General features: G+C 63.0%; 19 protein-coding genes and 2 pseudogenes. 12 read left to right on the top strand and 9 right to left on the bottom strand.

Annotation, left to right across the window (positions count from 1 at the left end):
• The first annotated feature begins 94 nt into the window (after positions 1-94).
• From PSH66_RS13300 to PSH66_RS13285, 4 genes are read left to right on the top strand one after another with little or no spacing between them, the layout of a single operon-like run.
• Positions 95-1,069 carry an ABC transporter substrate-binding protein gene (locus PSH66_RS13300; RefSeq protein WP_003173464.1) on the top strand — a complete coding sequence of 325 codons (975 nt, stop codon included), beginning with the start codon at positions 95-97 and terminating at the stop codon, positions 1,067-1,069.
• An 11-nt stretch (positions 1,070-1,080) separates the two neighbouring features.
• Entirely contained in the window at positions 1,081-2,436 is a 1,356-nt protein-coding gene (locus tag PSH66_RS13295) for an LLM class flavin-dependent oxidoreductase (RefSeq protein WP_003173463.1), read from the top strand.
• A 36-nt stretch (positions 2,437-2,472) separates the two neighbouring features.
• Complete coding sequence (locus PSH66_RS13290) at positions 2,473-3,642, top strand: acyl-CoA dehydrogenase family protein (RefSeq protein WP_141064491.1); 1,170 nt, start codon at positions 2,473-2,475, stop codon at positions 3,640-3,642.
• A complete protein-coding gene (locus PSH66_RS13285; RefSeq protein ID WP_141064492.1) occupies positions 3,639-4,598 on the top strand; it encodes a D-isomer specific 2-hydroxyacid dehydrogenase family protein in 960 nt (319 codons plus the stop codon). Before PSH66_RS13290 ends, PSH66_RS13285 begins: the two co-directional genes overlap by 4 nt.
• Here PSH66_RS13285 and PSH66_RS13280 read toward each other — a convergent pair.
• The 5 genes and pseudogenes from PSH66_RS13280 to PSH66_RS13260 all read right to left on the bottom strand — a co-directional run bounded on the left by PSH66_RS13280 (position 4,585) and on the right by PSH66_RS13260 (position 9,330).
• Entirely contained in the window at positions 4,585-5,466 is an 882-nt protein-coding gene (locus tag PSH66_RS13280) for a LysR family transcriptional regulator (RefSeq protein ID WP_003173458.1), read from the bottom strand. The two genes, PSH66_RS13285 and PSH66_RS13280, sit on opposite strands and share 14 nt — an antisense overlap.
• A 180-nt stretch (positions 5,467-5,646) precedes the next feature.
• Positions 5,647-6,264, bottom strand: coding sequence for an isochorismate family cysteine hydrolase YcaC (gene ycaC / locus PSH66_RS13275; RefSeq protein ID WP_141064494.1), 618 nt, complete (start codon positions 6,262-6,264; stop codon positions 5,647-5,649).
• A gap of 28 nt (positions 6,265-6,292) precedes the next feature.
• Positions 6,293-8,131 (bottom strand): amidohydrolase, encoded by a 1,839-nt coding sequence (locus PSH66_RS13270; RefSeq protein ID WP_003173454.1) that lies wholly within the window; start codon positions 8,129-8,131, stop codon positions 6,293-6,295.
• Complete coding sequence (locus tag PSH66_RS13265) at positions 8,128-8,718, bottom strand: antibiotic biosynthesis monooxygenase (protein WP_003173453.1); 591 nt, start codon at positions 8,716-8,718, stop codon at positions 8,128-8,130. The genes PSH66_RS13270 and PSH66_RS13265 overlap by 4 nt, the downstream gene beginning before the upstream one ends.
• 141 nt (positions 8,719-8,859) lie before the next feature.
• Positions 8,860-9,330, bottom strand: a pseudogene (locus PSH66_RS13260) (Lrp/AsnC family transcriptional regulator).
• 123 nt (positions 9,331-9,453) lie between these two features.
• Between PSH66_RS13260 and PSH66_RS13255 the strand changes: the two are divergent.
• Both PSH66_RS13255 and PSH66_RS13250 read left to right on the top strand, forming a co-directional pair.
• Positions 9,454-10,674, top strand: coding sequence for a methionine gamma-lyase (locus PSH66_RS13255; protein WP_305429313.1), 1,221 nt, complete (start codon positions 9,454-9,456; stop codon positions 10,672-10,674).
• Between the two features lie 52 nt (positions 10,675-10,726).
• A pseudogene (locus PSH66_RS13250) lies at positions 10,727-10,864 on the top strand (toxin-antitoxin system HicB family antitoxin); the annotation flags it as partial.
• Here the strand turns inward: PSH66_RS13250 and PSH66_RS13245 are convergent.
• From PSH66_RS13245 to PSH66_RS13230, 4 genes are all read right to left on the bottom strand, one after another.
• Complete coding sequence (locus PSH66_RS13245) at positions 10,865-12,037, bottom strand: MFS transporter (protein WP_305429312.1); 1,173 nt, start codon at positions 12,035-12,037, stop codon at positions 10,865-10,867. It lies immediately after the preceding pseudogene.
• A 40-nt stretch (positions 12,038-12,077) separates the two neighbouring features.
• Positions 12,078-13,433 (bottom strand): MATE family efflux transporter, encoded by a 1,356-nt coding sequence (locus tag PSH66_RS13240; RefSeq protein ID WP_141064496.1) that lies wholly within the window; start codon positions 13,431-13,433, stop codon positions 12,078-12,080.
• A 237-nt stretch (positions 13,434-13,670) separates the two neighbouring features.
• Positions 13,671-14,834: a hypothetical protein gene (locus PSH66_RS13235; RefSeq protein WP_003173446.1), complete on the bottom strand. Its 1,164-nt coding sequence runs from the start codon at positions 14,832-14,834 to the stop codon at positions 13,671-13,673.
• A 205-nt stretch (positions 14,835-15,039) separates the two neighbouring features.
• Positions 15,040-15,858 carry an IclR family transcriptional regulator gene (locus PSH66_RS13230; RefSeq protein ID WP_003173445.1) on the bottom strand — a complete coding sequence of 273 codons (819 nt, stop codon included), beginning with the start codon at positions 15,856-15,858 and terminating at the stop codon, positions 15,040-15,042.
• Between the two features lie 240 nt (positions 15,859-16,098).
• Here PSH66_RS13230 and PSH66_RS13225 point away from each other — a divergent pair, with 240 nt between their 5' ends.
• The 6 genes from PSH66_RS13225 to PSH66_RS13200 are packed head-to-tail and all read left to right on the top strand — an operon-like array spanning position 16,099 to position 21,492.
• Positions 16,099-17,127, top strand: coding sequence for an ABC transporter ATP-binding protein (locus PSH66_RS13225; protein WP_305429310.1), 1,029 nt, complete (start codon positions 16,099-16,101; stop codon positions 17,125-17,127).
• Entirely contained in the window at positions 17,124-17,969 is an 846-nt protein-coding gene (locus PSH66_RS13220; protein ID WP_003173443.1) for an ABC transporter permease, read from the top strand. Before PSH66_RS13225 ends, PSH66_RS13220 begins: the two co-directional genes overlap by 4 nt.
• 4 nt (positions 17,970-17,973) lie before the next feature.
• Complete coding sequence (locus tag PSH66_RS13215; RefSeq protein WP_003173442.1) at positions 17,974-18,768, top strand: ABC transporter permease; 795 nt, start codon at positions 17,974-17,976, stop codon at positions 18,766-18,768.
• Complete coding sequence (locus PSH66_RS13210; protein ID WP_003173441.1) at positions 18,768-19,058, top strand: (2Fe-2S)-binding protein; 291 nt, start codon at positions 18,768-18,770, stop codon at positions 19,056-19,058. Before PSH66_RS13215 ends, PSH66_RS13210 begins: the two co-directional genes overlap by 1 nt.
• Positions 19,055-20,398: an NAD(P)/FAD-dependent oxidoreductase gene (locus PSH66_RS13205; protein WP_305429309.1), complete on the top strand. Its 1,344-nt coding sequence runs from the start codon at positions 19,055-19,057 to the stop codon at positions 20,396-20,398. The genes PSH66_RS13210 and PSH66_RS13205 overlap by 4 nt, the downstream gene beginning before the upstream one ends.
• A complete protein-coding gene (locus tag PSH66_RS13200) occupies positions 20,395-21,492 on the top strand; it encodes an FAD-binding oxidoreductase (RefSeq protein ID WP_305429308.1) in 1,098 nt (365 codons plus the stop codon). Before PSH66_RS13205 ends, PSH66_RS13200 begins: the two co-directional genes overlap by 4 nt.
• Positions 21,493-21,495: the final 3 nt, after the last annotated feature.

Below are 21,495 nucleotides of genomic sequence, written 5' to 3'. Positions count from 1 at the left end.
TTCACGCCTGCACCTGACCGGTGCAGGCCGCACCGACCCCTTTCCCGGCGGAGGTAACCCACACCTTTCAAGATCTGCCTGGAGCCTATCGCCCATGACATTCGCCACGCCTTTCAAACACCTGCTATTGGGCACCGCTCTGGCCCTCGGCCTGGTGACCACTGCCCACGCCGCCGACCTGCAACCGTTGCGGGTGGCCAATCAGAAATCCACGATCAAGGCACTGCTGGAAGCCTCAGGCGAAACCAGCAATGTGCCCTACACCATCCAATGGTCGGAATTCCCCTCCGCCTCGCCGCTGGGCGAAGCCTTGAACGCCGGCGCAGTGGATATCGGTGCCCTGGGCGATGCGCCGTACGTGTTCGCCCTGGGTGCCGGGGCCACGCTCAAAGTCGTCAGCATCATCCACGCCGAAGGGCGCAACACCACGGCACTGGTGGTACCCAAGGATTCGCCGATCAAGACGGCGGCCGATCTCAAGGGCAAGAAAATCGTCACTGGGCGCGGTTCCATCGGGCATTACCTGGCAATCAAGGCATTGGCCAGCGCCGGCCTGACCAGCCAGGACGTGCAATTCATCTTTCTGCTGCCCGCCGAATCCCGCCTGGTGCTGGATAACGGCACCGTCGATGCCTGGGCCACCTGGGACCCCTACACCACCGTCGTCACCTCGCAAAGCCACGCGCGGGTACTGGTCAGCGGCAAGCAGCTGCTGAGCAATCACCTGTACTTCGCCGCCACCAGCCAAGCCATCGCCGACAAGCGCCCACAGCTGGACGACTTCGTCGCCCGTGTCGACCGCGCCTATGCCTGGGCCAATACCCATCCCGAGGAGTACGCCGCGGCCCAGGCAAAAATCACCGGCCTGCCGCTGGCCGTGCACATCGAGGTGGCCAAGGACACGCACCTGTCCCCGGTCAAGATTGACGACAGCGTGATCAGCGGCCTGCAAGCCACCGCCGACACGTACCAGAAAGAAGGCCTGTTGCCCCGCCACATCGACGTGTCCCAGGGCTTCGACAAGAGCTTTAACGCCACGCGTGCCCCCAACGATCAAGCCTCGCGCTGAAGGAGCAGAACATGAGCAAGCCACATCCATCCAAACCACGCCATTTGAAACTGGGTGCCATGGTCCATGGCGTCGGCCACGGCTGGGGCGAATGGCGTCACCCGCAGGCGCAACCGAATGCCAGCACCAATTTTGCGTTCTACAGGCAGCAGACCGAGCTGGCCGAAGCCGCCAAATTCGACTTTGTGTTCATCGCCGACAGCCTGCATATCCACGCCAAGTCCAGCCCGCATTACCTCAACCGCTTCGAGCCGCTGACCATCCTTTCGGCCCTTGCCGCACTGACGACGAATATCGGCTTGGTGGCCACCGTGACCGTCAGCTACACCGAGCCCTACCAGGTGGCGCGCCAGTTTGCCTCCCTTGACCATATCAGCGGCGGTCGCGCCGGCTGGAACGTGGTCACCTCGTGGCTCAGCGGCACCGCCGACAACTTCGGCAAAGCCGAACACCCGCCCCATGCCGTGCGTTATCGCATCGCCAAGGAACACCTGAATGTGGTCAAGGGCCTGTGGGATTCCTGGGAAGACGACGCCTTTGCCTACAACAAGCGCAGCGGCGAGTTTTTCACCCCGCACAAGCTGCACGCGCTGAACCACAAGGGTGAGTTTTTCTCGGTCAAGGGGCCGTTGAACATTGCCCGTTCACGCCAGGGCCAGCCGGCGATTTTCCAGGCCGGCACCTCGGAGGACGGGCGTAACTTCGCCGCCGAAAACGCCGACGCGATCTTTGTGCATGTCGACAGTATCGAAGAAGGCCTGGCTTATACGCAGGACCTCAAGCGCCGCGCCAAAGGCTTCGGCCGTGACGTGAACAGCCTGTCGATCCTGCCGGGCATCCGCCCGATTATCGGCCGCGACGCGGCCGAGGTGGAGAGCCGCTATCAGCAAGCGGTGGACCTGGTCACCGTGGAAGACGCCATCGTCGCCCTGGGCCGCCCGTTCAACGACCATGACTTCAGCCAATACCCGCTGGACGAACCCTTTCCGGAACTCGGCGACCTGGGCTCCAACAGCCAGAAAGGCGGGTCCGACCGCATCAAGCAACTGGCCCGCGACGAAGGCCTGACCCTGCGCGAAGTGGCCCTGCATTTCTCGCGGCCCAAGCGCGATTTTGTCGGCACCCCGGAACAAGTCGCCGATGCGATCCAGACCTGGTTCGAGACCGGCGCCAGCGATGGTTTCATCATCAACTCGGTGCTGCCGGACGGCTTGCAGTACTTCACCGAGCTGGTGGTGCCGCTGTTGCAACAGCGGGGTCTGCTGCGCAGCGAATACAGCGGCCAGACCCTGCGCGACAACCTCGGCCTGGAAGTACCGGAGAACCGCTACAGCGCGGTTGAAGCCCCTCAAAAGGCACGGGCTTGAACGGCCCCTCCCACATTTTTGACCGAGTACCTTCTTATGACCCAACCGTCTCTACGCTCCGTGGAAGTCGCCCACTTCGACGCCCTGCTCGAACGCCTCAGCCTGGAGCTGGCCGGCACCGCGCCGCAATACGATGAAAGCGGCGCCTTCCCCCATGCCAATTTCAAGCGCTTGCATGAGCACGGCCTGCTTGCCCTCACCGTGCCCAAGGCGCTCGGCGGCGGCGGCGCCAGCCTGCTCCAGGCGCGCAAGGCGATCAGTGCAATTGCCAAGGGCGAGCCGTCCACGGCGCTGATCCTGGTGATGCAATACCTGCAGCACACGCGACTGCAAGACAGCAAGAGCTGGCCTGCCTACCTGCGCACCCAAGTGGCCACGGACGCGGTACGCAACGGCGCGCTGATCAACGCGTTGCGCGTCGAGCCCGACCTCGGCACCCCGGCCCGTGGCGGCCTGCCGGCGACCACCGCCGTGCGCACCGCCGAGGGCTGGCGCATCAGCGGGCGCAAGGTTTACTCCACCGGCAGCCACGGCCTCAGCTGGTTCAGCGTATGGGCGCGCAGCGACGATGCCGACCCGTTGGTGGGCGCCTGGCTGGTGCCCAAGGACAGCCCCGGCGTAAGCATCATCGACACCTGGGACCACCTGGGCATGCGCGCCACCTGCAGCCATGATGTAGTGCTCGACAACGTGCTGGTGCCGCTGGATCACGCGGTCAGCGTCAGCCCCTGGAGCGCGCCGCAGCCGGAGCTGGATGCCGAAGGTTTGCGCTGGATGTCGGTGTTGCTGTCCTCGGTGTACGACGCCGTGGCCCAGGCCGCGCGGGACTGGCTGGTGAACTGGCTGGAAGAACGCCAGCCGTCCAACCTCGGTGCCGCGCTGTCGACCTTGCCGCGCTTCCAGGAAACCGTCGGGCATATCGACACCCTGCTGTTTGCCAACCGCTGCCTGCTCGACGCCGCCGCCGAAGGCCACACCCCGGCGGCCAATGCGGCGCAGTTGAAGTACCTGGTGACGCATAACGCTATTCACGCGGTGGAACTGGCCATCGAGGCCTCGGGCAACCCCGGCCTGTCACGCAACAGCCCGTTGCAGCGGCACTACCGCGACGTGCTGTGCAGCCGCGTGCATACCCCGCAGAACGACGCCGTGCTGCAAGGCGTCGGCAAAGCCGTGTTCGCTCAACGTCAGAAGGCCCGCACATGAGTCAGGTGATTATTGCCAGCCAGTTGGACGAAGACTTCAACCAGGTGATCCGCGAACGCCTGGCGTCGCTGCACCCCGAGGCCCAGGTGATCGGTGTGCCCGTCGGCGTGCCGAGCGACCTGGCGCCCCACGCGAATATCCTGCTGCTGCGCCCGATCAATGTGCGCGGCTACACCGCCCCAAGCACCCCGCCACCGGGCTGGCCCTATGGCACGCAGTGGGTGCATCTGGTCTCGTCGGGCATCGACTTCTATCCGCAATGGCTGTTCAACGGCCCGCCGGTCACCACTTCCCGGGGCAGCGCTGCCGATAACCTGGCCGAATTCGCCCTGGCGGCGATCTTTGCCGCGTCCAAGCATCTGCCGGACATCTGGGTGAAAGACTCACAGTGGAATTTCACCCCATTGCGCCCGCTCAAGGGCACGACGTTGGGCCTCTTCGGTTTTGGCGCGATTGGCGAGAGCCTGGCGCACAAGGCCCAGGCATTGGGCATCAAGGTGCTAGCGCTGCGACACAGCCAGGCGCCTTTTGCAGCAGGCGTGGAAGCCGCCAAGGATATCCACGACCTGTTCGCCCGCGCCGACCATCTGGTGCTGGCAGCACCGCTTAACGAGTCCACACGCAACATCGTCGACCGCGACGTATTGGGCAGCGCCAAGCCGGGTCTGCACCTGATCAACATTGCGCGCGGCGGGCTGCTGGATCAGGAGGCACTGCTGCAAGCGCTGGACAACGGCCGGATCGGCCTGGCCTCGCTGGACGTGACCGAGCCGGAACCGTTGCCGGACGGACACCCGTTGTACACCCATCCACGGGTGCGGTTGTCACCGCATACGTCGGCGATTTCGACCAACAGCCGGCAGGAGATTGCGGATACGTTTCTGGCCAACCTGCACCGCTACCTGAGTGGCCAAGCCCTGGAAAACCTCGTCGCCCGGCCGTTCAACAGCCGCTAGCCAGGCGTTCGCGCAAAAAATCCACCAGTGCCTGCACCGGCCGTGAGCTTTGCCGGTGCTGGGGATAGACCGCCGAGAGGGTCAGGGCCTCAGGCGCAAAATCATCGAGAATCGTGACCAGGCGACCGTCCTTCAACGCGTCGCCGACGATAAAGGTCGGCAAGTAGGTGACGCCCAGGCCGGCAATGGCCGTGTCGCGCAGCAGATCGCCGTTATTCACGCGCATGCGCCCGCTGACATTCAGCGCTTGCAGCTTGCCTTTGAAGCGCCACTGCACCTGGCGGCCATGGCCATAAGGCAGGCAGTCATGCTCGGCGAGGTCGTCAGGCTTGTGCGGCGTGCCCCGCAGCGCCAGGTACTCGGGGCTGGCGCAATACACCCGCGGGATGCTGGCGATGCGCCGGGCAATCAGCGTGGAATCTTCCAGCGTGCCGATCCGCAGCACCAGGTCGTAACCCTCGCCGATCAGGTCCACCGGGCGGTCGCTGAGGTCGACTTCCACCGCCACTTGCGGGTGGCGTTGCAGGAACAACGGCAACAGGCAGCCCAGGTGAGCCATGGCGAACGACAACGGCGCGCTGAGGCGAAGGGTGCCGCGCGGCTCGCTGTTCTGGCCGGCGATGCCCTGCTCCACCTGCTCGACTTCACCGAGCAGGCGCAGGGCCGACTCGTAGTAACTCTGCCCCAGGGGCGTGATATCCAGGCGACGCGTGGAGCGGTTGAGCAGACGCACGCCCAGGCGGTCTTCCAGTTGGATCAGGCGGCGACTGACGAACTGTTTGGACAGGCCCAGCTGTTCGGCGGCAGCGGTGAAACTGCCGGACTCCATGACCTGGCAGAACAGGCGCATGTCTTCGAAGGGGTTCATTGTCGCTTCTCGGTGGACATTTATTGGACTTATAACTGGATAGTCGCAACACCACAAATCAAATGTGGGAGTGGGGCTTGCTCCCGATAGCGGTGTGTCAGTCAAAACCGTGGCGACTGATACACCGCTATCGGGAGCAAGCCCCCTCCCACATTGATTATCTGCAGGCTTGAGAGCAGCTTACTTGGCAGTCAACGCCGAGTAGCTGTTCATCAGGTTGCGGTAGTTGGGGATGCGCGGCGACAGCAGGTTGGCCAGGCCTTCCATGTCGTTGCGCCAGTCAACTTGCAGCTCGCAGGCCACGGCGAACCAGTTGACCAGTTGCGCGCCGGCAGCGGTCATGCGCGCCCAGGCCGCTTGTTGCACGGTTTCGTTGAAGGTACCGGAAGCGTCGGTGACCACGAACACCTCGAAGCCTTCGTCGAGGGCGCACAGGGTCGGGAACGCTACGCATACATCGGTCACCACGCCGGCGATGATGATCTGCTTGCGGCCGGTGGCTTTTACCGCCTTGACGAAATCTTCGTTGTCCCAAGCGTTGATCTGGCCAGGACGGGCGATGTACGGCGCGTCCGGGAACAGTTCTTTCAACTCGGGTACCAACGGGCCGTTGGGGCCGCTTTCAAAGCTGGTGGTGAGGATGGTCGGCAACTTGAAGAACTTGGCCACGTCGGCCAGGGCCAACACGTTGTTCTTGAATTCGTTGGGGGAGAAATCCTGTACCAGGGAGATCAGGCCGGTCTGGTGATCGACCAACAGGACAACGGCGTCATCTTTGTTCAAGCGCTTGTAAGTCATGGGTTAACTCCTTCGTGGGTTTTAATCGTCAGAACGCAAAGCATGAGCAGCCAAACGCACCCCAGAAACCCTGGAAGTCGCTGACCGGCACGCTGGAAAGGCGCGCTTTTTCATGGCTGTGGGAATGCACGCCGCAGGGGCCACTGCATTGGTGTACTTGAGCCTGCAAGGGCGAACTCGGGCGCCAGTGCCCCGGCACCTTGACCACCGGCGACCAGTCCGGCAGCACCGGCACGCGCGACGGTGCGTAATCTTCGAAGTCGCCGGCGCCGTATACGACTTTGCCGCCGACCACGGTCAGTACCGATTCAATCCACTTGATGGCTTCTTCATCGACGCTGAAAAAATCCGCCGACAGCGCGGCCACGTCCGCCAATTGGCCGACCTTGATCTGGCCTTTCTTGCCCTGCTCGGACGAGAACCAGGCGCTGCCGTGAGTGAACAATTCCAGCGCGGTGAGGCGCGGCAGGCCTTCGGCGTGCAGTTCCAGGCCGCCGACGGTGCGGCCGCTGACCATCCAGTACAGCGAAGTCCACGGGTTGTAGCTCGACACCCGCGTGGCGTCGGTGCCTGCGCCTACCGGAACGCCTTCGGCGAGCATGCGCTTGATCGGTGGCGTGGCTTCGGCGGCCTTGGCGCCGTAGCGCTCGACGAAGTATTCGCCCTGGAACGCCATGCGGTCCTGGATCGCAATACCACCGCCCAGGGCACGCACGCGCTCGATGTTTTTCGGGGTAATGGTTTCGGCGTGGTCGAAGAACCACGGCAGGCCATTGAACGGGATGTCGCGGTTGACCTTCTCGAACACATCGAGCATGCGCGAGATGGATTCGTCGTACGTCGCATGCAGCCGGAACGGCCAGCGCTGCTCGACCAGATGGCGTACCACCGGCTCCAGTTCCTGTTCCATGGTCAACGGCAGGTCCGGACGCGGTTCGAGGAAGTCTTCGAAGTCCGCCGCCGAGAACACCAGCATCTCGCCGGCGCCGTTGTGACGCAGGTAGTCGTCGCCCTGATGCAGGGTGACGCTGCCGGTCCAGTTCTTGAAGTCGCTGAGTTCTTCCTTGGGTTTCTGGGTGAACAGGTTGTAGGCGATGCGCACCGTCAGCTGTTCATCCTTGGCCAGTTGCTCGATCACCGCGTAGTCATCGGGGTAGTTCTGGAAACCGCCGCCGGCGTCGATGGCGCTGGTGAGGCCCAGGCGATTGAGTTCACGCATGAACTGACGGGTCGAGTTGACCTGGTATTCCAAGGGCAGTTTCGGGCCCTTGGCCAGTGTCGAATACAGAATCATCGCGTTGGGCCGCGCCACCAGCATGCCGGTGGGGTTGCCGTTGCTGTCGCGCACGATCTCGCCGCCCGGCGGGTTCGGCGTGTCCTTGGTGTAGCCGGCCACGCGCAGCGCGGCGCGGTTGAGCAAGGCGCGGTCATACAGGTGCAACACGAACACCGGCGTGTCCGGCGCCGCCTGGTTGAGTTCCTCCAGGGTGGGCATGCGCTTTTCGGCGAACTGGAATTCGTTCCAGCCGCCGACCACGCGGACCCATTGCGGCGTGGGAGTGCGATCGGCCTGGTCCTTGAGCATGCGCAGGGCGTCGGCCAGGGACGGCACGCCCTCCCAGCGCAGTTCGAGGTTATAGTTCAAGCCGCCCCGGATGAGGTGCAGGTGCGAGTCATTGAGGCCCGGGATGACGGTGCGGCCTTTGAGGTCGATCACCTGAGTACCGCTGCCCTTCAGGGCCATGGCTTCACCGTCGGTGCCGACGGCAACGAAGCGGCCCTGGTGGATGGCGACGGCCGTCGCGCGCGGGTTTTCACGGTCCACGGTGTGGAATTGGCCATTGAACAGAATCAGATCGGCGTTCATAGGGTTTCCTTTACAGAGGCTTCGAGCCAGGGAGCGAACAGGCGGGTGGCGGCCGGCATCAGCAGGTAGACCACCAGCAGGACGATGGTCAGGGTGACCAGAAAGGTGGAGACCACGTAGTTGGACAGAAACGGGTGCAACCGCAGGATCGGTCCCCAGATAAAGGGCAGCAGCAGGGTTTGCGGCAAAATCACACACAGGCTGACCACCGCCTGCTTCCAACGGGGCGGCTTGGCGGCGCTGTCGGCCAGGGGCGAGAACCAGAACTCATTGGCCGCGCCGATTTCGGTCTTGTCGCCGTCGGCCAGCATGGGCGTGGCTTCGGCGATCAGGGTTTTGCGTTCGGCGGAGTCGAGCCAGGTTTGCAGGTCATCGGTGGAGCGGTAGCGCAATACACAGGTGAACAACGTCAGGTTGCTCTGTTTGCTGCGTACCACATCGACACCGAGGTGGCCCGGGCGCTCGCCGGCGATGCGCACGATGCGGCGCAACCAGGCTTCATAATGGGTTTCCTGGCCCTGTTTTATCAGGTGTTTGACGACCAGGGTGACGACTTCGTCGGGCCCTGTTTTTGCTGCTGGGTCCATGGGGTGCCCCTCTGCCTTGATGTTTCAGCGACGAGGGGAGTTTGCGGGGGATGGGGGTGGGGAAAATTGGATGTACGTGCTGTTTGGGGTTCAGCCTGCATATCCCTTCAGCTAACGGGATGTACGTGCTAAAAACCACGGCTACTCCGGCAGCGGAATCACTCGCAACGGCCTCACCGACTTATAGGAAAAACTCGAATAGATCTCCTTGACGCAAGGCAGTGTCTGCAGCACCTAACGCGCAAATTCTCCAAACGATTCCAGATCCCTGGCCACCACTTCCAACAGGAAATCATACCGTCCCGACACGTTATGACACGCCACAATCTCGGGAATTTCCAACAGCCGCTGCTCGAACGCCCGGGCGATTTCCTGGGTGTGGCTCTCCATCATGATGCTGACAAACGCCGTCACCCCGTACCCCAGCGCCTTGGGCGAGAGGATCGCCTGGTACCCGCTGATCACCCCACTCTCCTCCAGATGGCGCACCCGTCGCCAGCACGGCGAGGTAGTCAGGGCGACGCGGTCGGCCAGTTCGGCCACGGTTAGACGGGCATTGCCTTGCAGGGCGTTTAATAAGGCTTTGTCGGTACGGTCCAGAGTGACGGGCATGATTTGCCTCTATTCGTGATTGTTTGCGCATTTTCATCCCGATATACCGGAATTGTCGGCAAAGTTTGCAATGATCATCTGCGGTTATGAGCATAGCATTGTAGGAAATAAGGAGCGTCCGACATGAACAATAAACACCATGCATTCGGCTTTTCCACTCGCGCCATCCACCACGGTTACGACCCCAAGGATCACCACGGCGCACTCGTGCCGCCAATTTACCTGTCGGCGACGTTTGCCTTTCCCACCGTCGAATATGGCGCGGCCTGTTTTGCCGGTGAAGCCAGTGGCCACTTCTATACGCGCATTTCCAATCCGACCCTGGCGCTGCTCGAATCGCGCATGGCGGCGCTGGAAAACGGCGAAGCCGCGGTGGCATTCAGTTCCGGCATGGGTGCGATTGCGGCGACGTTCTGGACGCTGCTGCGCCCCGGCGATGAAGTGATCGTCAGCCAGACCCTCTACGGTTGCACGTTCGCTTTGCTGCACCACGGCATCGGCGAGTTCGGCATCAAGGTGCGGCATGTCGACCTCACCGACCTGGCCGCGCTGCAAGCCGCGCTCTCCCCCGCCACCCGCATGATCTATTGCGAAACCCCGGCCAACCCCACCCTGCAACTGGTGGACATCGCCGCGATCGCCGCCATCGCCCATCAGCAACCGAAGGTGACCGTGGTGGTCGACAACACTTACTGCACCCCCTACCTGCAGCGCCCCCTGGAACTGGGCGCCGATGTGGTGGTGCATTCGGCCACCAAGTACCTTAGCGGCCATGGCGATATCACTGCCGGTATCGCCGTGAGCAACCAGGCCCTGGCCCAGCGTATTCGCTTGCAGGGCCTCAAGGACCTGACCGGCGCGGTGATGTCGCCCCAGGACGCCGCGCTGTTGATGCGCGGCCTCAAGACCCTGGCCCTGCGCATGGACCGCCATTGCAGCAACGCCCAGCGGGTGGCCGAAGCCTTGCAGGCGCATCCAGCCGTAGCCTGGGTGACTTACCCCGGCCTGCGCTCTTTCGCCCAATACGCTTTGGCGGCGCGGCAGATGAGCCAGGCCGGCGGCATGATTGCCTTCGAGCTCAAAGACGGGATCGCCAGCGGACGACGCTTCATGAACGCGCTCAAATTGTTCACCCGTGCCGTCAGCCTGGGCGATGCCGAATCGCTGGCGCAGCACCCGGCGAGCATGACCCATTCCACCTACACCCCCGAAGAGCGCGCGCATCACGGCATCAGCGAAGGGCTGGTGCGCTTATCGGTCGGGCTCGAAGACGCCGCCGACCTGCTGGCGGACGTGCAGCAAGCCCTGGCCACCTGCACCCGCGCCTGTGCGCTGACGCTTTAGACGCATGGAGCGAGGTGTCATCAGGGGTTACATCAAACTCAGGAACGACTCACAAACCGGCCATGACCTGCACCTGGCCGCGGCCCTGGCGGCGAGCCGAAAGAAAGTGACGCTCAATGATCTGACTCGCCAGGCGTTGAATGAGTTTTTGCAGCATCACTGCGCGGATGCACACCCAGCCGCTGGCTGATTATCCCAACCGCCGATAACCCAACACCGCCGCCCCCAGCACCACCGCCCCCGCAACCAACGCTACCCAGAACCCGCTGGCGGCGCCGGAATGGTCGATCATCCAGCCGGAGCTGGCGGCCCCGATGGCCACGCCGATGCTGAGGCCGGTGATCAGCCAGGTCATGCCTTCGGTCAGGCGGCTCGGCGGCACGATCCGCTCCACCAAGGCCATCGACACAATCAGGGTCGGGGCGAAGAACAGCCCGGAGACGAAGATCGCCACCGCCAGGCCCGGAATGTGGGTGACCAGCAGCAGCGGCAAGGTGGTCAACGCCGTGGCCACGCCACAGAACAGGAACTGCCGAGGCAGCGACGCCTTGAGCTTAAGGGTGCCGAAAGCCAGGCCTGCCAGGCATGAGCCGATGGCGTACACCGACAGCACAATGCTCGCCGCCGCCGGTTGGCCTTGATGCTGGGCAAACGCAACGCTGACCACATCCACCACGCCGACGATCATGCCCATGGCCAGCAGCAGGATCATCAGGATCAGCACCGAAGGCGACGCGATCAGCCAGCCCGCGTGCTCATCCTGATGCACATGCACCGGCGGCTCGGTCGCTCGCTGCATCACGAAGGCGGTCACGCCCACCGCCAGCAACAGCGCCGCCACCAGAGGCCCGGCTTCGGGGAACAGCACCACACTCAGCCCCACTGAAATCGGCGGGCCGATGATGAAGCACACCTCATCGAGCACCGACTCCAGCGCAAATGCGGTTTGCAGCCTGGGCTGGCCGCGGTACAACTGCGTCCAACGCGCCCGCACCATGGCTGACATAGTGGGCATGCAGCCGGCCAGGGCGGCGCACAGGAATAATGTCCAGTTCGGCGCCTGCAGGCGGGTGCACAGCAACAACAGCAACAATGCGCCACCGCCGATCAGCGCCGCTACGGGCAACACCTTGCCCTGGCTGTAACGGTCCACCAGGCGCGACACCTGCGGCGCACAAAACGCCGTGGCCAGGGCAAACACCGCCGCCACCGCGCCCGCCAGGCCATAGCCGCCATGCACTTGGGAAAGCATGGTGATCAGGCCGATACCGGTCATGGACACCGGCATGCGCGCAAGCATGCCGGCCAGCACAAAGGCACGCGCGCCGGGCGCCTGGAACAACTCGGCGTAAGGGTTTGCCATGATTTGAACGCCTTTTGTCCTTAAATTGCGCAACCTTGTATCACAGCAACCGCTTGATCTGCTTATGCCGCCATACCAACCGATAATAAGCGGTCTGCAAGACCAGCATGGCCAGGTAGGTTACCGGAAACGCCATCCACACCCCTTCCAGGCCCAAGTGCGCGTTGAACAGGTAGGCCATCGGCAGTTCGACGCCCAGCACGCAGAAGATCGAGATCGCCACCGGCATCAACACCACGCCGCTGGCGCGCATGATGCCGCCAATCACCGCCTGGAAACCAAACACCAGAATGCTCCAGAGCATGATGTGCAACAGGTGCTCGGCGTTGACCCGCGCCGCGTCGTCGGTGATGAACAGGCCGAGCAGCCAGTGCGACAGCGTGTACCCCAGCACGATCAGGCCACCGGTGAGGCAGGTGTTGATCACGAGCCCGGTGCGCAGGATCGGCCCAATGCGCTCAAGGCGCCCCGCACCAATCGCCTGGGCACCCAGGATCGAGGCGGTGATCGCAATCGACAGAGCCGGGAACTGCACGTAGTTGACGATCTGCGTCACCGCGCCATAGGCCGCCGTGGCTTGGGAGCCGTGGCCGTTGACCAGCGCCAGGATGACCAGTTCCGAGAGTGACAACACCACCATCTGCAAGCCCGTGGGCAAGCCGATGCGCAGCACTTTGCCAAGAATGACGCGGTCCAGGCGCAAGGCGGCAAGCAACTCGCGATCCGGCGCCATGACGTGATGTTTATGGCGCAGGCGCAGTACCAGGAACAGCATCGCCGCGGCGTTCCCCACCAAGCCCGCGTACACCGCGCTTTGAATACCCAGGGTCGGCAGGCCGAGCCAACCGCGAATCAGCGCCGGCGTCAGCAACAGACCGACCAGGGTCGAGACCATCAGCGCCAACAACGGCGAAATCGTATCGCTGACCCCGCGCAATAACTGGGTGTACAGGATAAAGACCAACAGCAGCGGCATGATCAGCATCATCATCTGCGCATACCCCACCGCATCGTCGAGCACATCGAGCGGCGTACCCAGGGCCTGCAACGCGGGTCTCGCGAACACGCTGCCCAGCACCGCCGCCAGCAAACCCACCAGTGCGCCGAGGGTCAGGGTCGCACCGGTGATCTTCTTGACCAAACCTGTTTCCTGGGCGCCCCACGCCTGGCCGATCAGCACCGAGGCGCCCGCCCCCAGCCCGATCACCAGGGCGATAAAGAAAAATACGATGGGAAACATCCCCGACACCGCCGCCAGCGCCTGGGTGCCGAGCATCTGCCCGACGTAGATGCCGTTGAGGGTGCCGGAAAAGCTCTGCAGGAAATTGGACAGCACCATCGGTGCGAGAAAGATCAGGTAGACCTGCCACAGCGGACGTTGCAAAGGGCTTTGCATGAAATACGGGGCCTCGAAAAACAAAAGCGTCCGAGGGTTATACCGTAATTGGATCCGATTTAGCTGCGCTTTATCCAGCAGTGGCCGCTGCGAGGGGGCGGGCGGGTTAACGGCGCGAGCGACCTGTGGGTCAACTCGCTTTTCATAAAGGCGCGCTTGCCTGAAACGGCGACGACTCAATCCAACAGGGGGTTCAAGTTGTACCCGTCGCAGACAAGTCGAGAAAAAAACGGTTGGTTATCGCCTCTTTTCCATCAGGAAATCGATATTGTCGATATCGAACCGCTGATCTTTAATACCTTTACCGCCGTAGCCGTTAGTACCGATGTCCAACTCATTCAGCAGAGGCTGGCGCTTGAGCAGCTCCTGGGCAAGTTCACGCACCTGCGGACTATAAGTGGCATCACTTGCCATGACTCCTGCTGCCTTTCTCACTTCGTCAAAGTTGACATAGCCATTGTAAGTACCCTGGCTTATTTGACCGAAGTTCTCCTTAAGATTTTGCAGAAGATCGTGATCACTCATGGTCCGGAACGTGTTCGACGCATCACCCAGATCCTCCCGGGAAAAACGTCCATCCAGGGTGCCTGTTTTACCTTGGTCGAGCTGTTTGAATAGCCCGCCACGGTTCTGCATCTCCCGGGAGAGATCCATTTCATCTTGCGTGGCCGGTCGGCCGTCCAAATGGTAGCCGCTCGCGATCGAACCGAGTGAGTTGTCAGTGATGAAGCCTGGTGTATTGGGGTCTTCCAGGGCGCCAAAGCGAGTCAGTACTTTATTGGCGAAATCCTCATTACTGTCCTTGGCATAGGGCCCAAGCGCAGACATCGAACCCTGGCCATACTGGGAATAATCAGCCGAAGAGTTCTGCAAGGCTGCTCGTTCGGTAAACGCTGACGGCTGGCCAGCGTTTTGCGCAAACGGTGGATTCATCAAGGGATGCCGCATGCCACCGTTGTCCCCGTTGTGGTCTGCCCAAGACTGTTGCCTCTGAGAGGGGCCGCTGAAGGGCATCTCCTGGGCTTGCAGATACGCGAGCGTGTGGTCTGCATCGCCTTGGCTGATAAGCCCGTCTTGTTGGCCACCCTGGTTGATGCCGTCCAACATCGAACTCATTTGAGGATTACGGGTTATCTCCCGAGCCAGCATTGTCATTCGATCATGGTAAGGATCGCCCGTCATTGGACGATCGGCCGCATGTTCAAGTGAATCACGCGCGACAAAAGAAGAACCCGGCGTCTGGAAGTAACTGAAGCTGGAGACAAACTCTTGCGCCACTTGAGAGGCAGGCAGCCCGCTACCGTTATATGCGGGCTGGCCGGCGCCACGGCCTGGGTAATTGCAGAAAGCATCAACGTTCATGTCGAACGGGGGCGTAAGTCTCATAAATGGTCCGGCCATAGCATCACCTTAGATAATAGAAATACTCAACTATCAACCCGGTAAAAAACCCCCACCGGGTTAACGCTACTTCTGTGGTGACGTCTCTATGGGCGGTTCCAAAAAAAGCAGGTAGATATACAGTTATTCGTACGAAGGCCGCGTCCAGTACCGTGTAAAAGAACCATGCCGGTGGATGAAGTCACCCACCAAATACGTAGGAATACTACCCGCCAAAGGTCTGCGAAGGCCGGCGCAACGTCGGATCAAACGGATTGATCCGTGGCCCGATCGCCGCCGCTTCACGCTTGAGCAACTCCACCACCATCGGCAGCCGACCCGGCCCCAGCCGATCGCTGATGGTTGCCACACTCAACGCCGCCACCGCGTGCCCATCCCGATTGAGAATAGGCACCGCCAGGCCGGCCATGCCTTCAAGCACGCCGGTATTGCGCGCGGCATAGCCCAGGCGCCGCACGTTTTCCACTTCCGAGCGCAGCAGCACTTCGTCATACAGGTGAAAATCCTTGAGCCGAGGCAGGTTGTAGCGAATCACGGTTTCACGCTCCTCTTCCGGCAGGAATGCCAGGATCGCCAGGCTGCCCTGCCCCACCCCGAGCGCCACCCGCCCACCGATATCGCCGGTGAACGTGCGGATGGGGTATGGCCCTTCGCTGCGATCCAGGCAGATCGCGTCAAACCCGCTGCGCGCCAGCAAAAACAGCGAGTCGCCCAGCGAAGCACTCAGACGCAACAGGCTCGGGCGTACCACATCACGCAGGTTGCCGGTCTTGCCCGCATTAGCCGCCAGGGCGAAGAACTCAAGGCTCAGGCGATAGCGCTTGCTGCGTGCGTCCTGCTCCACCATGCCTTCGTCCATCAGGCTGCGCAGCAGGCGGTGGGTGGTGGGTTGGGACAGGCCGACCTGTTGGGCGAGCTGGGTCACGCGCTCACCGCCCTCGGGGATATCACCCAGAGCCCGCAACAAAGCAAACAGACGTGACACCCCACCCGAACCGACTTCATTCCGCTCAGTGGAATTCATAACGCTTTATTCCTGCATGGATTCTAGTGAATGAATAAAACTGAAATTAGCAGTCCATTCAATGAAATTTGATCTTCCGCGCATCCTAGTCTTCGTCCTAATCTGCGTCCACAGGGGCGAAATGAACAACAACCGGCAGCCGACTTGAGATCGAGCGCCAACGCACCGGCAAGACCTTTTCGCATCTGCCCAAAACAAAAAAGCGCGTCTCGACGCGACTCAAAAAGGTGGAACGCAGGCATGGCATTTCTCCAACTCAACGCCTTGAGCAAACGCTACGGCGCCGTCGATGCAGTGGTCGCCACCGACCTTGCCGTGGAAAAAGGCGAGTTCCTCTCCCTGCTCGGCCCCTCGGGCTGCGGCAAGACCACCACCCTGCAAATGATCGCCGGCTTCGTCGACGTGAGCGGCGGGCAGATCCTGCTCGACGGGCGCGACATCACCCACGCCAAGCCCGCCAGCCGCGGCCTGGGCGTGGTGTTCCAGAGCTACGCGCTGTTCCCGCACATGACGGTGCGCGACAACGTCGCCTTTGGCCTGAAAATGCGCAAGGTGTCGGCCGCCGATATCGCCAGCAAGGTCAAGACCGTGCTGGAACTGGTGCGCCTGGCCCCACATGCCGACCGTTACCCGCGCGAGCTGTCCGGCGGCCAACGCCAGCGCGTGGCCCTGGCCCGCGCACTGGTGATCGAGCCGCCGGTGTTGCTGCTCGATGAACCGCTGTCCAACCTCGACGCCAACCTGCGTGAAGAGATGCAGTTCGAAATCCGCCGCATCCAGTGCGCCGTGGGCATCACTACCTTGATGGTCACCCACGACCAGGCCGAAGCGCTGTCGATCAGCGACCGCGTGGTGGTGATGCAGGCCGGGCGTGTGACCCAGATCGACGCGCCCTACACGCTGTACGAACACCCGCGCACACGGTTCATCTCGGACTTCGTCGGCAAGGCCAACCTGCTGCCCGGCGATTACGATCAACACGGCATCCCGCAGGTGCGTCACGCAAACGGTGACGGCGAGCTGACCCTGAGCCTGCGCCCGGAAAAAATCACCTTGGTCGACGCAGGTTCGGGTCGCCTGCAAGGCAGGGTGCTCGACCGCTACTTCTTCGGCAGCCAATGGCTGTACCGCATCCACACTGACCTTGGCGAAATCACCGTAGTGCGCGGTAACGACGGCAACGCGCCGCTGGCCAACGGCGCGGCGGTCGGCCTGGAGTGGCAGGCGCAGTTGCTGCGGGTGTTGGCCGCGGACGAGGTGCCGGCATGAGCCGGGGTTATCTGCTGTCACTGCCGGCGCTGGTACTGTTCGCCGGGCTACTGATGCTGCCGCTGGGCCTGACGCTGGTGCTGTCGTTCAACGTGTTCGACTACCAGGTGGGCGTGAAGGCCGATGAATGGACCCTGGCCCATTACCTGTCGTTGTTCAGCGACGCCTACTTCTACGAAATCTTCTGGCGCACCTTCTGGATCAGCGCGCTGGTGACCTTGCTCTGCGTGGTGATCGGGGTGCCGGAGGCTTACATCCTCAGTCGCATGGGCACCCCGTGGCGCTCGATTTTCCTGATTCTGATCCTCACCCCGTTGCTGATTTCGGTGGTGGTGCGCGCGTTTGGCTGGAGCCTGCTGCTGGGCGCGGACGGGCTGGTCAACCAACTGATCCAACTGCTCGGCGGGCGTCCGGTAAAACTGCTGTACACGCCGTTCGCGGTGATCATCGCGCTGGTGCACGTGATGCTGCCGTTCATGATCATCCCGGTGTGGACCTCGCTGCAAAAGCTCGACCCGTCGGCCGAACAAGCCGCCTTGTCGCTGGGCGCGAGCCAGGCCACGGTGATGCGCAAGATCGTGTTGCCCCAGGTGATGCCGGGGGTACTGTCCGGCACGTTGATCGTGTTCGGCCTGGCCGCCAGCTCGTTTGCGATCCCCGGCCTGCTGGGCGGTCGGCGCCTGAAAATGGTCGCCACCGTGGTCTACGACCAGTACCTCTCGGAACTCAACTGGCCCATGGGCGCGACCATCGCGGTAGTGCTGCTGTTGGTCAATCTGTTGATCATGCTGAGCTGGAACCGCGTGGTCGAAAGCCGCTACAAAAAGTCCCTGGGGGTTTAAGCGCATGTCCAGAAACGGTCCTTTGGCCTTGGGTTTTCATGGTTTGGTGGTGCTGTTCATGATGGCACCGCTGGTGGTGGTGTGCCTGGTGGCGTTCACCCCGGAAAACACCTTGAGTCTGCCGACGTCGGGCTTCTCCCTGCGCTGGTTTCGCGCGGTGTTCGAGCGTGCCGACTTTATCCAGGCGTTCTACAACAGCCTGATCCTGGCGTTTACCGCTGCAAGCCTGGCGACGCTGATTGCGGTGCCGGCCGCGCTGGCGATCAGTCGCTATCAATTTGCGGGGCGCAATTTTTTCAGCGCGTTGTTCCTCTCACCGATCATCATCCCGCACCTGGTGCTGGGGGTGGCGATGCTGCGCCTGTTTGCGCTGATGGGCGTGAACGGCAGCTTTACCTGGCTGATGCTGGCCCATGTGGTAATCATCACCCCGTATGTGCTGCGCCTGGTGCTGGCCGCCGCCATCGGCATTGATCGCAGTGCCGAACAGGCGGCCGAATCCCTCGGCGCAGGGCGCTTTACCCTGTTTCGCCAGATCACCCTGCCGATGATCCTGCCCGGCGTGGCCGGTGGCTGGCTGCTGGCGTTCATCAACAGTTTCGATGAAGTGACGCTGTCGATTTTTGTCAGCTCGCCGGCCACGCAAACCCTGCCGGTGCGCATGTATGTGTACGCCACCGAGTCTATCGACCCGATGATGGCGGCGGTGTCGGCGCTGGTGATTGCGCTGACGGCGGCGACCATGATTCTGCTCGACCGGGTCTACGGCCTGGACCGCGTGCTGGTGGGGAAACACTGATGGCCTTGTTCAAACGCTTGGCCGAGACCCAGCGCCCTGCCCTGGCGTTCACGCTGGACGGGCAACCCGCCGCCGGCCTGCTCGGCGACACGGTACTGACCGCCGTGCTGACCTGCGCCGAACACCTGCGCGGCAGTGATTTCAGTGCCGAGCGCCGTGCGGGGTTCTGCCTGATGGGTGCGTGTCAGGATTGCTGGGTACGGCTGGCGGATGGGCGGCGGGTTCGCGCCTGTTCGACCTTGCTGGAAGCTGGCCAGGCGATCAGCCGCGATCCGGGGCGCCAGGTATGAAACCGATTGTGATTGTGGGCGCGGGCCCGGCCGGCATCAGCGCGGCGCGTACCTTGCTCGACCATGGCCTCAAGCCCTGCCTGGTGGATGAGAGCCTGCGCGGTGGCGGGCAGATTTATCGGCGCCAACCCCAGGGTTTTCAACGCACCGCCAAGCAACTCTATGGTTTTGAGGCAAGCAAGGCCGAGGCTGTGCATCGCACCCTGGACGAGCTGGCGAGTTTGATCGACTACCGCCCCGACACCCTGGTGTGGAATGCCGAGGACGGGCGTCTGGACATGCTCAATCACGGCCGCGCCGAGAGCGTCGAGTATGCACAGCTCATCGTGGCCACCGGCGCCACCGACCGCATCCTGCCGGTACCGGGCTGGACCTTGCCCGGGGTCTACAGCCTGGGCGCGGCTCAGATCGCGCTGAAGTTCCAGGGCTGTGCGATTGGCGAGCGTGTGGCGTTCTGCGGCAGCGGACCGTTGCTGTACCTGGTGGCTTACCAGTACGCCAAGGCCGGCGCCACGGTGGTGGCGGTACTCGACAGCGCACCGTTCAGCGCCCAATGCCGAGCGTTACCGGCCCTGCTTGGGCAACCCGCAACCTTGGCCAAGGGCTTGTACTACCGCGCCTGGCTGACGGCCCATGGGATTCCGGTGCATCAGGGCGCGACGCTTGAACGGATCGATGGTGAGCAGCGGGTCAGCGGCATTCGTTTTGGTGAGCGCAGCCTGGACTGCGACGCCGTGGCGTTCGCCCATGCGCTGCGCAGCGAGACGCAACTGGCGGATCTGCTCGGCTGCGAATTTGCCTGGAACGCATTGAACCGCGCCTGGCTGCCTCAGCGCGACAGCGCCGGGCGCAGCAGTATCGACGGGGTGTACCTGGCAGGCGACGGCGCCGGCATCATGGGCGCGGATGCCGCGCAAATGGCCGGTGAGCGCGCGGCACTGGCGGTGCTGGAGGATACGGGCATCGTGAGCGACCCTCGTCGCCCGGCCGTTCTGGAGCGGCAATTGGCAAGCATCCAGCGCTTTCGCCAGGGCCTGGAAACCGCGTTCCCCTTCCCTGAGCAATGGGCGGCGCGGGCGCCGGATACGCTGATTGTGTGCCGCTGCGAAGAAGTCAGCGCGGGCGATGTGCGCACGGTGGTGGATGAAGGCCATTGGGAAATCAACCGGGTCAAAGCCCATTGCCGGGTGGGCATGGGCCGCTGCCAGGGCCGCATGTGCGGCTTGGCGGCGGCGGAGATTGTGGCCGAGCGCAGTGGTCGTGCGATCGAAAGCGTGGGTCGCCTGCGCGGCCAGGCGCCGATCAAGCCGCTGCCGTTTGGCGTGCAGGTGCAGCCATGATCGACGTGATCGTATTGGGCGGCGGGATTGTCGGCGCGTCGGCGGCATTGATGCTGGCGCACAAAGGCCAGCGTGTGGCGCTGGTCGAGCGGGACTTCTGTGGCTCGCACTCCAGCGGCGTGAACTACGGCGGCGTGCGCCGCCAGGGACGGCCGTTGCACCAGTTGCCGCTGTCGCAGCGCGCCCATCAGCTATGGGCGGACTTGCCGGGGTTGATCGGCATCGACGGTGAATATGTGCGCTCCGGGCATTTGAAGCTGGCGCGCAGTCATGCGGATTTCGCCGCGCTGCAGGCCTACGCCGAGCAGACCCGCGGCTATGGCCTGGGCTTGCAACTGCTGGATCACGCCGAGCTGCGCGCACGTTTCCCGTGGGTCGGGGATGTGGCGGTTGGCGCCTCGCTGTGCCCTGAAGACGGGCATGCCAACCCGCGCCTGGTATCGCCCGCCTTTGCTCGCGCGGCCCGCCGACACGGCGCGTCGATTTTCGAACAGGCCGAAGTCATCCGAATCGAACACCACGCCGGCCTGTTCCAGGTGCATTGCGCCAACGGCCTGCACCTGCAGGCGCCGTGGCTGCTCAATTGCGCCGGGGCCTGGTCCGGTGCTGTCGCGGCGCAGTTTGGCGAGCCGGTGCCGATCACCTCGGCACACCCGGCGATGCTGGTGACCGAGCCGTTGCCGGTGGTGATGGACGTCAGCACGGGCGTTGAAGGCGGCGGGATCTATGCGCGCCAGGTCGCCCGGGGCAATTGCATCCTTGGCGGCGGTCGCGGCTTTGCCCTCGGGGCCTTGCAGGCTCGGCCGGGCCAGGTGGCGGTCCTGGAGATTCTGCGCAACGCCGCCGAGCTGTACCCGTTTCTCAAGGGCGCCCAGGCCATTCGGACCTGGAGCGGCACCGAAGGTTACCTGCCCGATCACGAACCGGTGATCGGTCCCAGCAGCACCCAACCTGGCCTGCTCCACGGTTTCGGCTTTGCCGGCGCCGGGTTCCAGCTGGGCCCGGCCGTCGGCGAAGCCCTGGCAGAAATCGTCTGCGAAGGCGCCAGCCGCCAACCCATCGAAGCGTTTTCCATCCGTCGTTTCCAAGCCTGAGAG

This window comes from Pseudomonas sp. FP597 (genome assembly GCF_030687435.1).
In the GTDB taxonomy this organism is placed as follows: Bacteria; Pseudomonadota; Gammaproteobacteria; order Pseudomonadales; family Pseudomonadaceae; genus Aquipseudomonas; species Aquipseudomonas lactucae.
The sequence above is the reverse complement of the archived record's forward strand: the minus strand, read 5'-3'. Positions and strand labels throughout refer to the sequence as shown.

What these genes read in the sequence shown, in the direction of transcription:
- PSH66_RS13300 (WP_003173464.1), top strand. Translation starts at nt 95, where the DNA reads ATGACATTCGCCACGCCTTTCAAACACCTGCTATTGGGCACCGCTCTG.
- PSH66_RS13295 (WP_003173463.1), top strand. Translation starts at nt 1,081, where the DNA reads ATGAGCAAGCCACATCCATCCAAACCACGCCATTTGAAACTGGGTGCC.
- PSH66_RS13290 (WP_141064491.1), top strand. Translation starts at nt 2,473, where the DNA reads ATGACCCAACCGTCTCTACGCTCCGTGGAAGTCGCCCACTTCGACGCC.
- PSH66_RS13285 (WP_141064492.1), top strand. Translation starts at nt 3,639, where the DNA reads ATGAGTCAGGTGATTATTGCCAGCCAGTTGGACGAAGACTTCAACCAG.
- PSH66_RS13280 (WP_003173458.1), bottom strand. Translation starts at nt 5,466, where the DNA reads ATGAACCCCTTCGAAGACATGCGCCTGTTCTGCCAGGTCATGGAGTCC.
- ycaC (WP_141064494.1), bottom strand. Translation starts at nt 6,264, where the DNA reads ATGACTTACAAGCGCTTGAACAAAGATGACGCCGTTGTCCTGTTGGTC.
- PSH66_RS13270 (WP_003173454.1), bottom strand. Translation starts at nt 8,131, where the DNA reads ATGAACGCCGATCTGATTCTGTTCAATGGCCAATTCCACACCGTGGAC.
- PSH66_RS13265 (WP_003173453.1), bottom strand. Translation starts at nt 8,718, where the DNA reads ATGGACCCAGCAGCAAAAACAGGGCCCGACGAAGTCGTCACCCTGGTC.
- PSH66_RS13255 (WP_305429313.1), top strand. Translation starts at nt 9,454, where the DNA reads ATGAACAATAAACACCATGCATTCGGCTTTTCCACTCGCGCCATCCAC.
- PSH66_RS13245 (WP_305429312.1), bottom strand. Translation starts at nt 12,037, where the DNA reads ATGGCAAACCCTTACGCCGAGTTGTTCCAGGCGCCCGGCGCGCGTGCC.
- PSH66_RS13240 (WP_141064496.1), bottom strand. Translation starts at nt 13,433, where the DNA reads ATGCAAAGCCCTTTGCAACGTCCGCTGTGGCAGGTCTACCTGATCTTT.
- PSH66_RS13235 (WP_003173446.1), bottom strand. Translation starts at nt 14,834, where the DNA reads ATGGCCGGACCATTTATGAGACTTACGCCCCCGTTCGACATGAACGTT.
- PSH66_RS13230 (WP_003173445.1), bottom strand. Translation starts at nt 15,858, where the DNA reads ATGAATTCCACTGAGCGGAATGAAGTCGGTTCGGGTGGGGTGTCACGT.
- PSH66_RS13225 (WP_305429310.1), top strand. Translation starts at nt 16,099, where the DNA reads ATGGCATTTCTCCAACTCAACGCCTTGAGCAAACGCTACGGCGCCGTC.
- PSH66_RS13220 (WP_003173443.1), top strand. Translation starts at nt 17,124, where the DNA reads ATGAGCCGGGGTTATCTGCTGTCACTGCCGGCGCTGGTACTGTTCGCC.
- PSH66_RS13215 (WP_003173442.1), top strand. Translation starts at nt 17,974, where the DNA reads ATGTCCAGAAACGGTCCTTTGGCCTTGGGTTTTCATGGTTTGGTGGTG.
- PSH66_RS13210 (WP_003173441.1), top strand. Translation starts at nt 18,768, where the DNA reads ATGGCCTTGTTCAAACGCTTGGCCGAGACCCAGCGCCCTGCCCTGGCG.
- PSH66_RS13205 (WP_305429309.1), top strand. Translation starts at nt 19,055, where the DNA reads ATGAAACCGATTGTGATTGTGGGCGCGGGCCCGGCCGGCATCAGCGCG.
- PSH66_RS13200 (WP_305429308.1), top strand. Translation starts at nt 20,395, where the DNA reads ATGATCGACGTGATCGTATTGGGCGGCGGGATTGTCGGCGCGTCGGCG.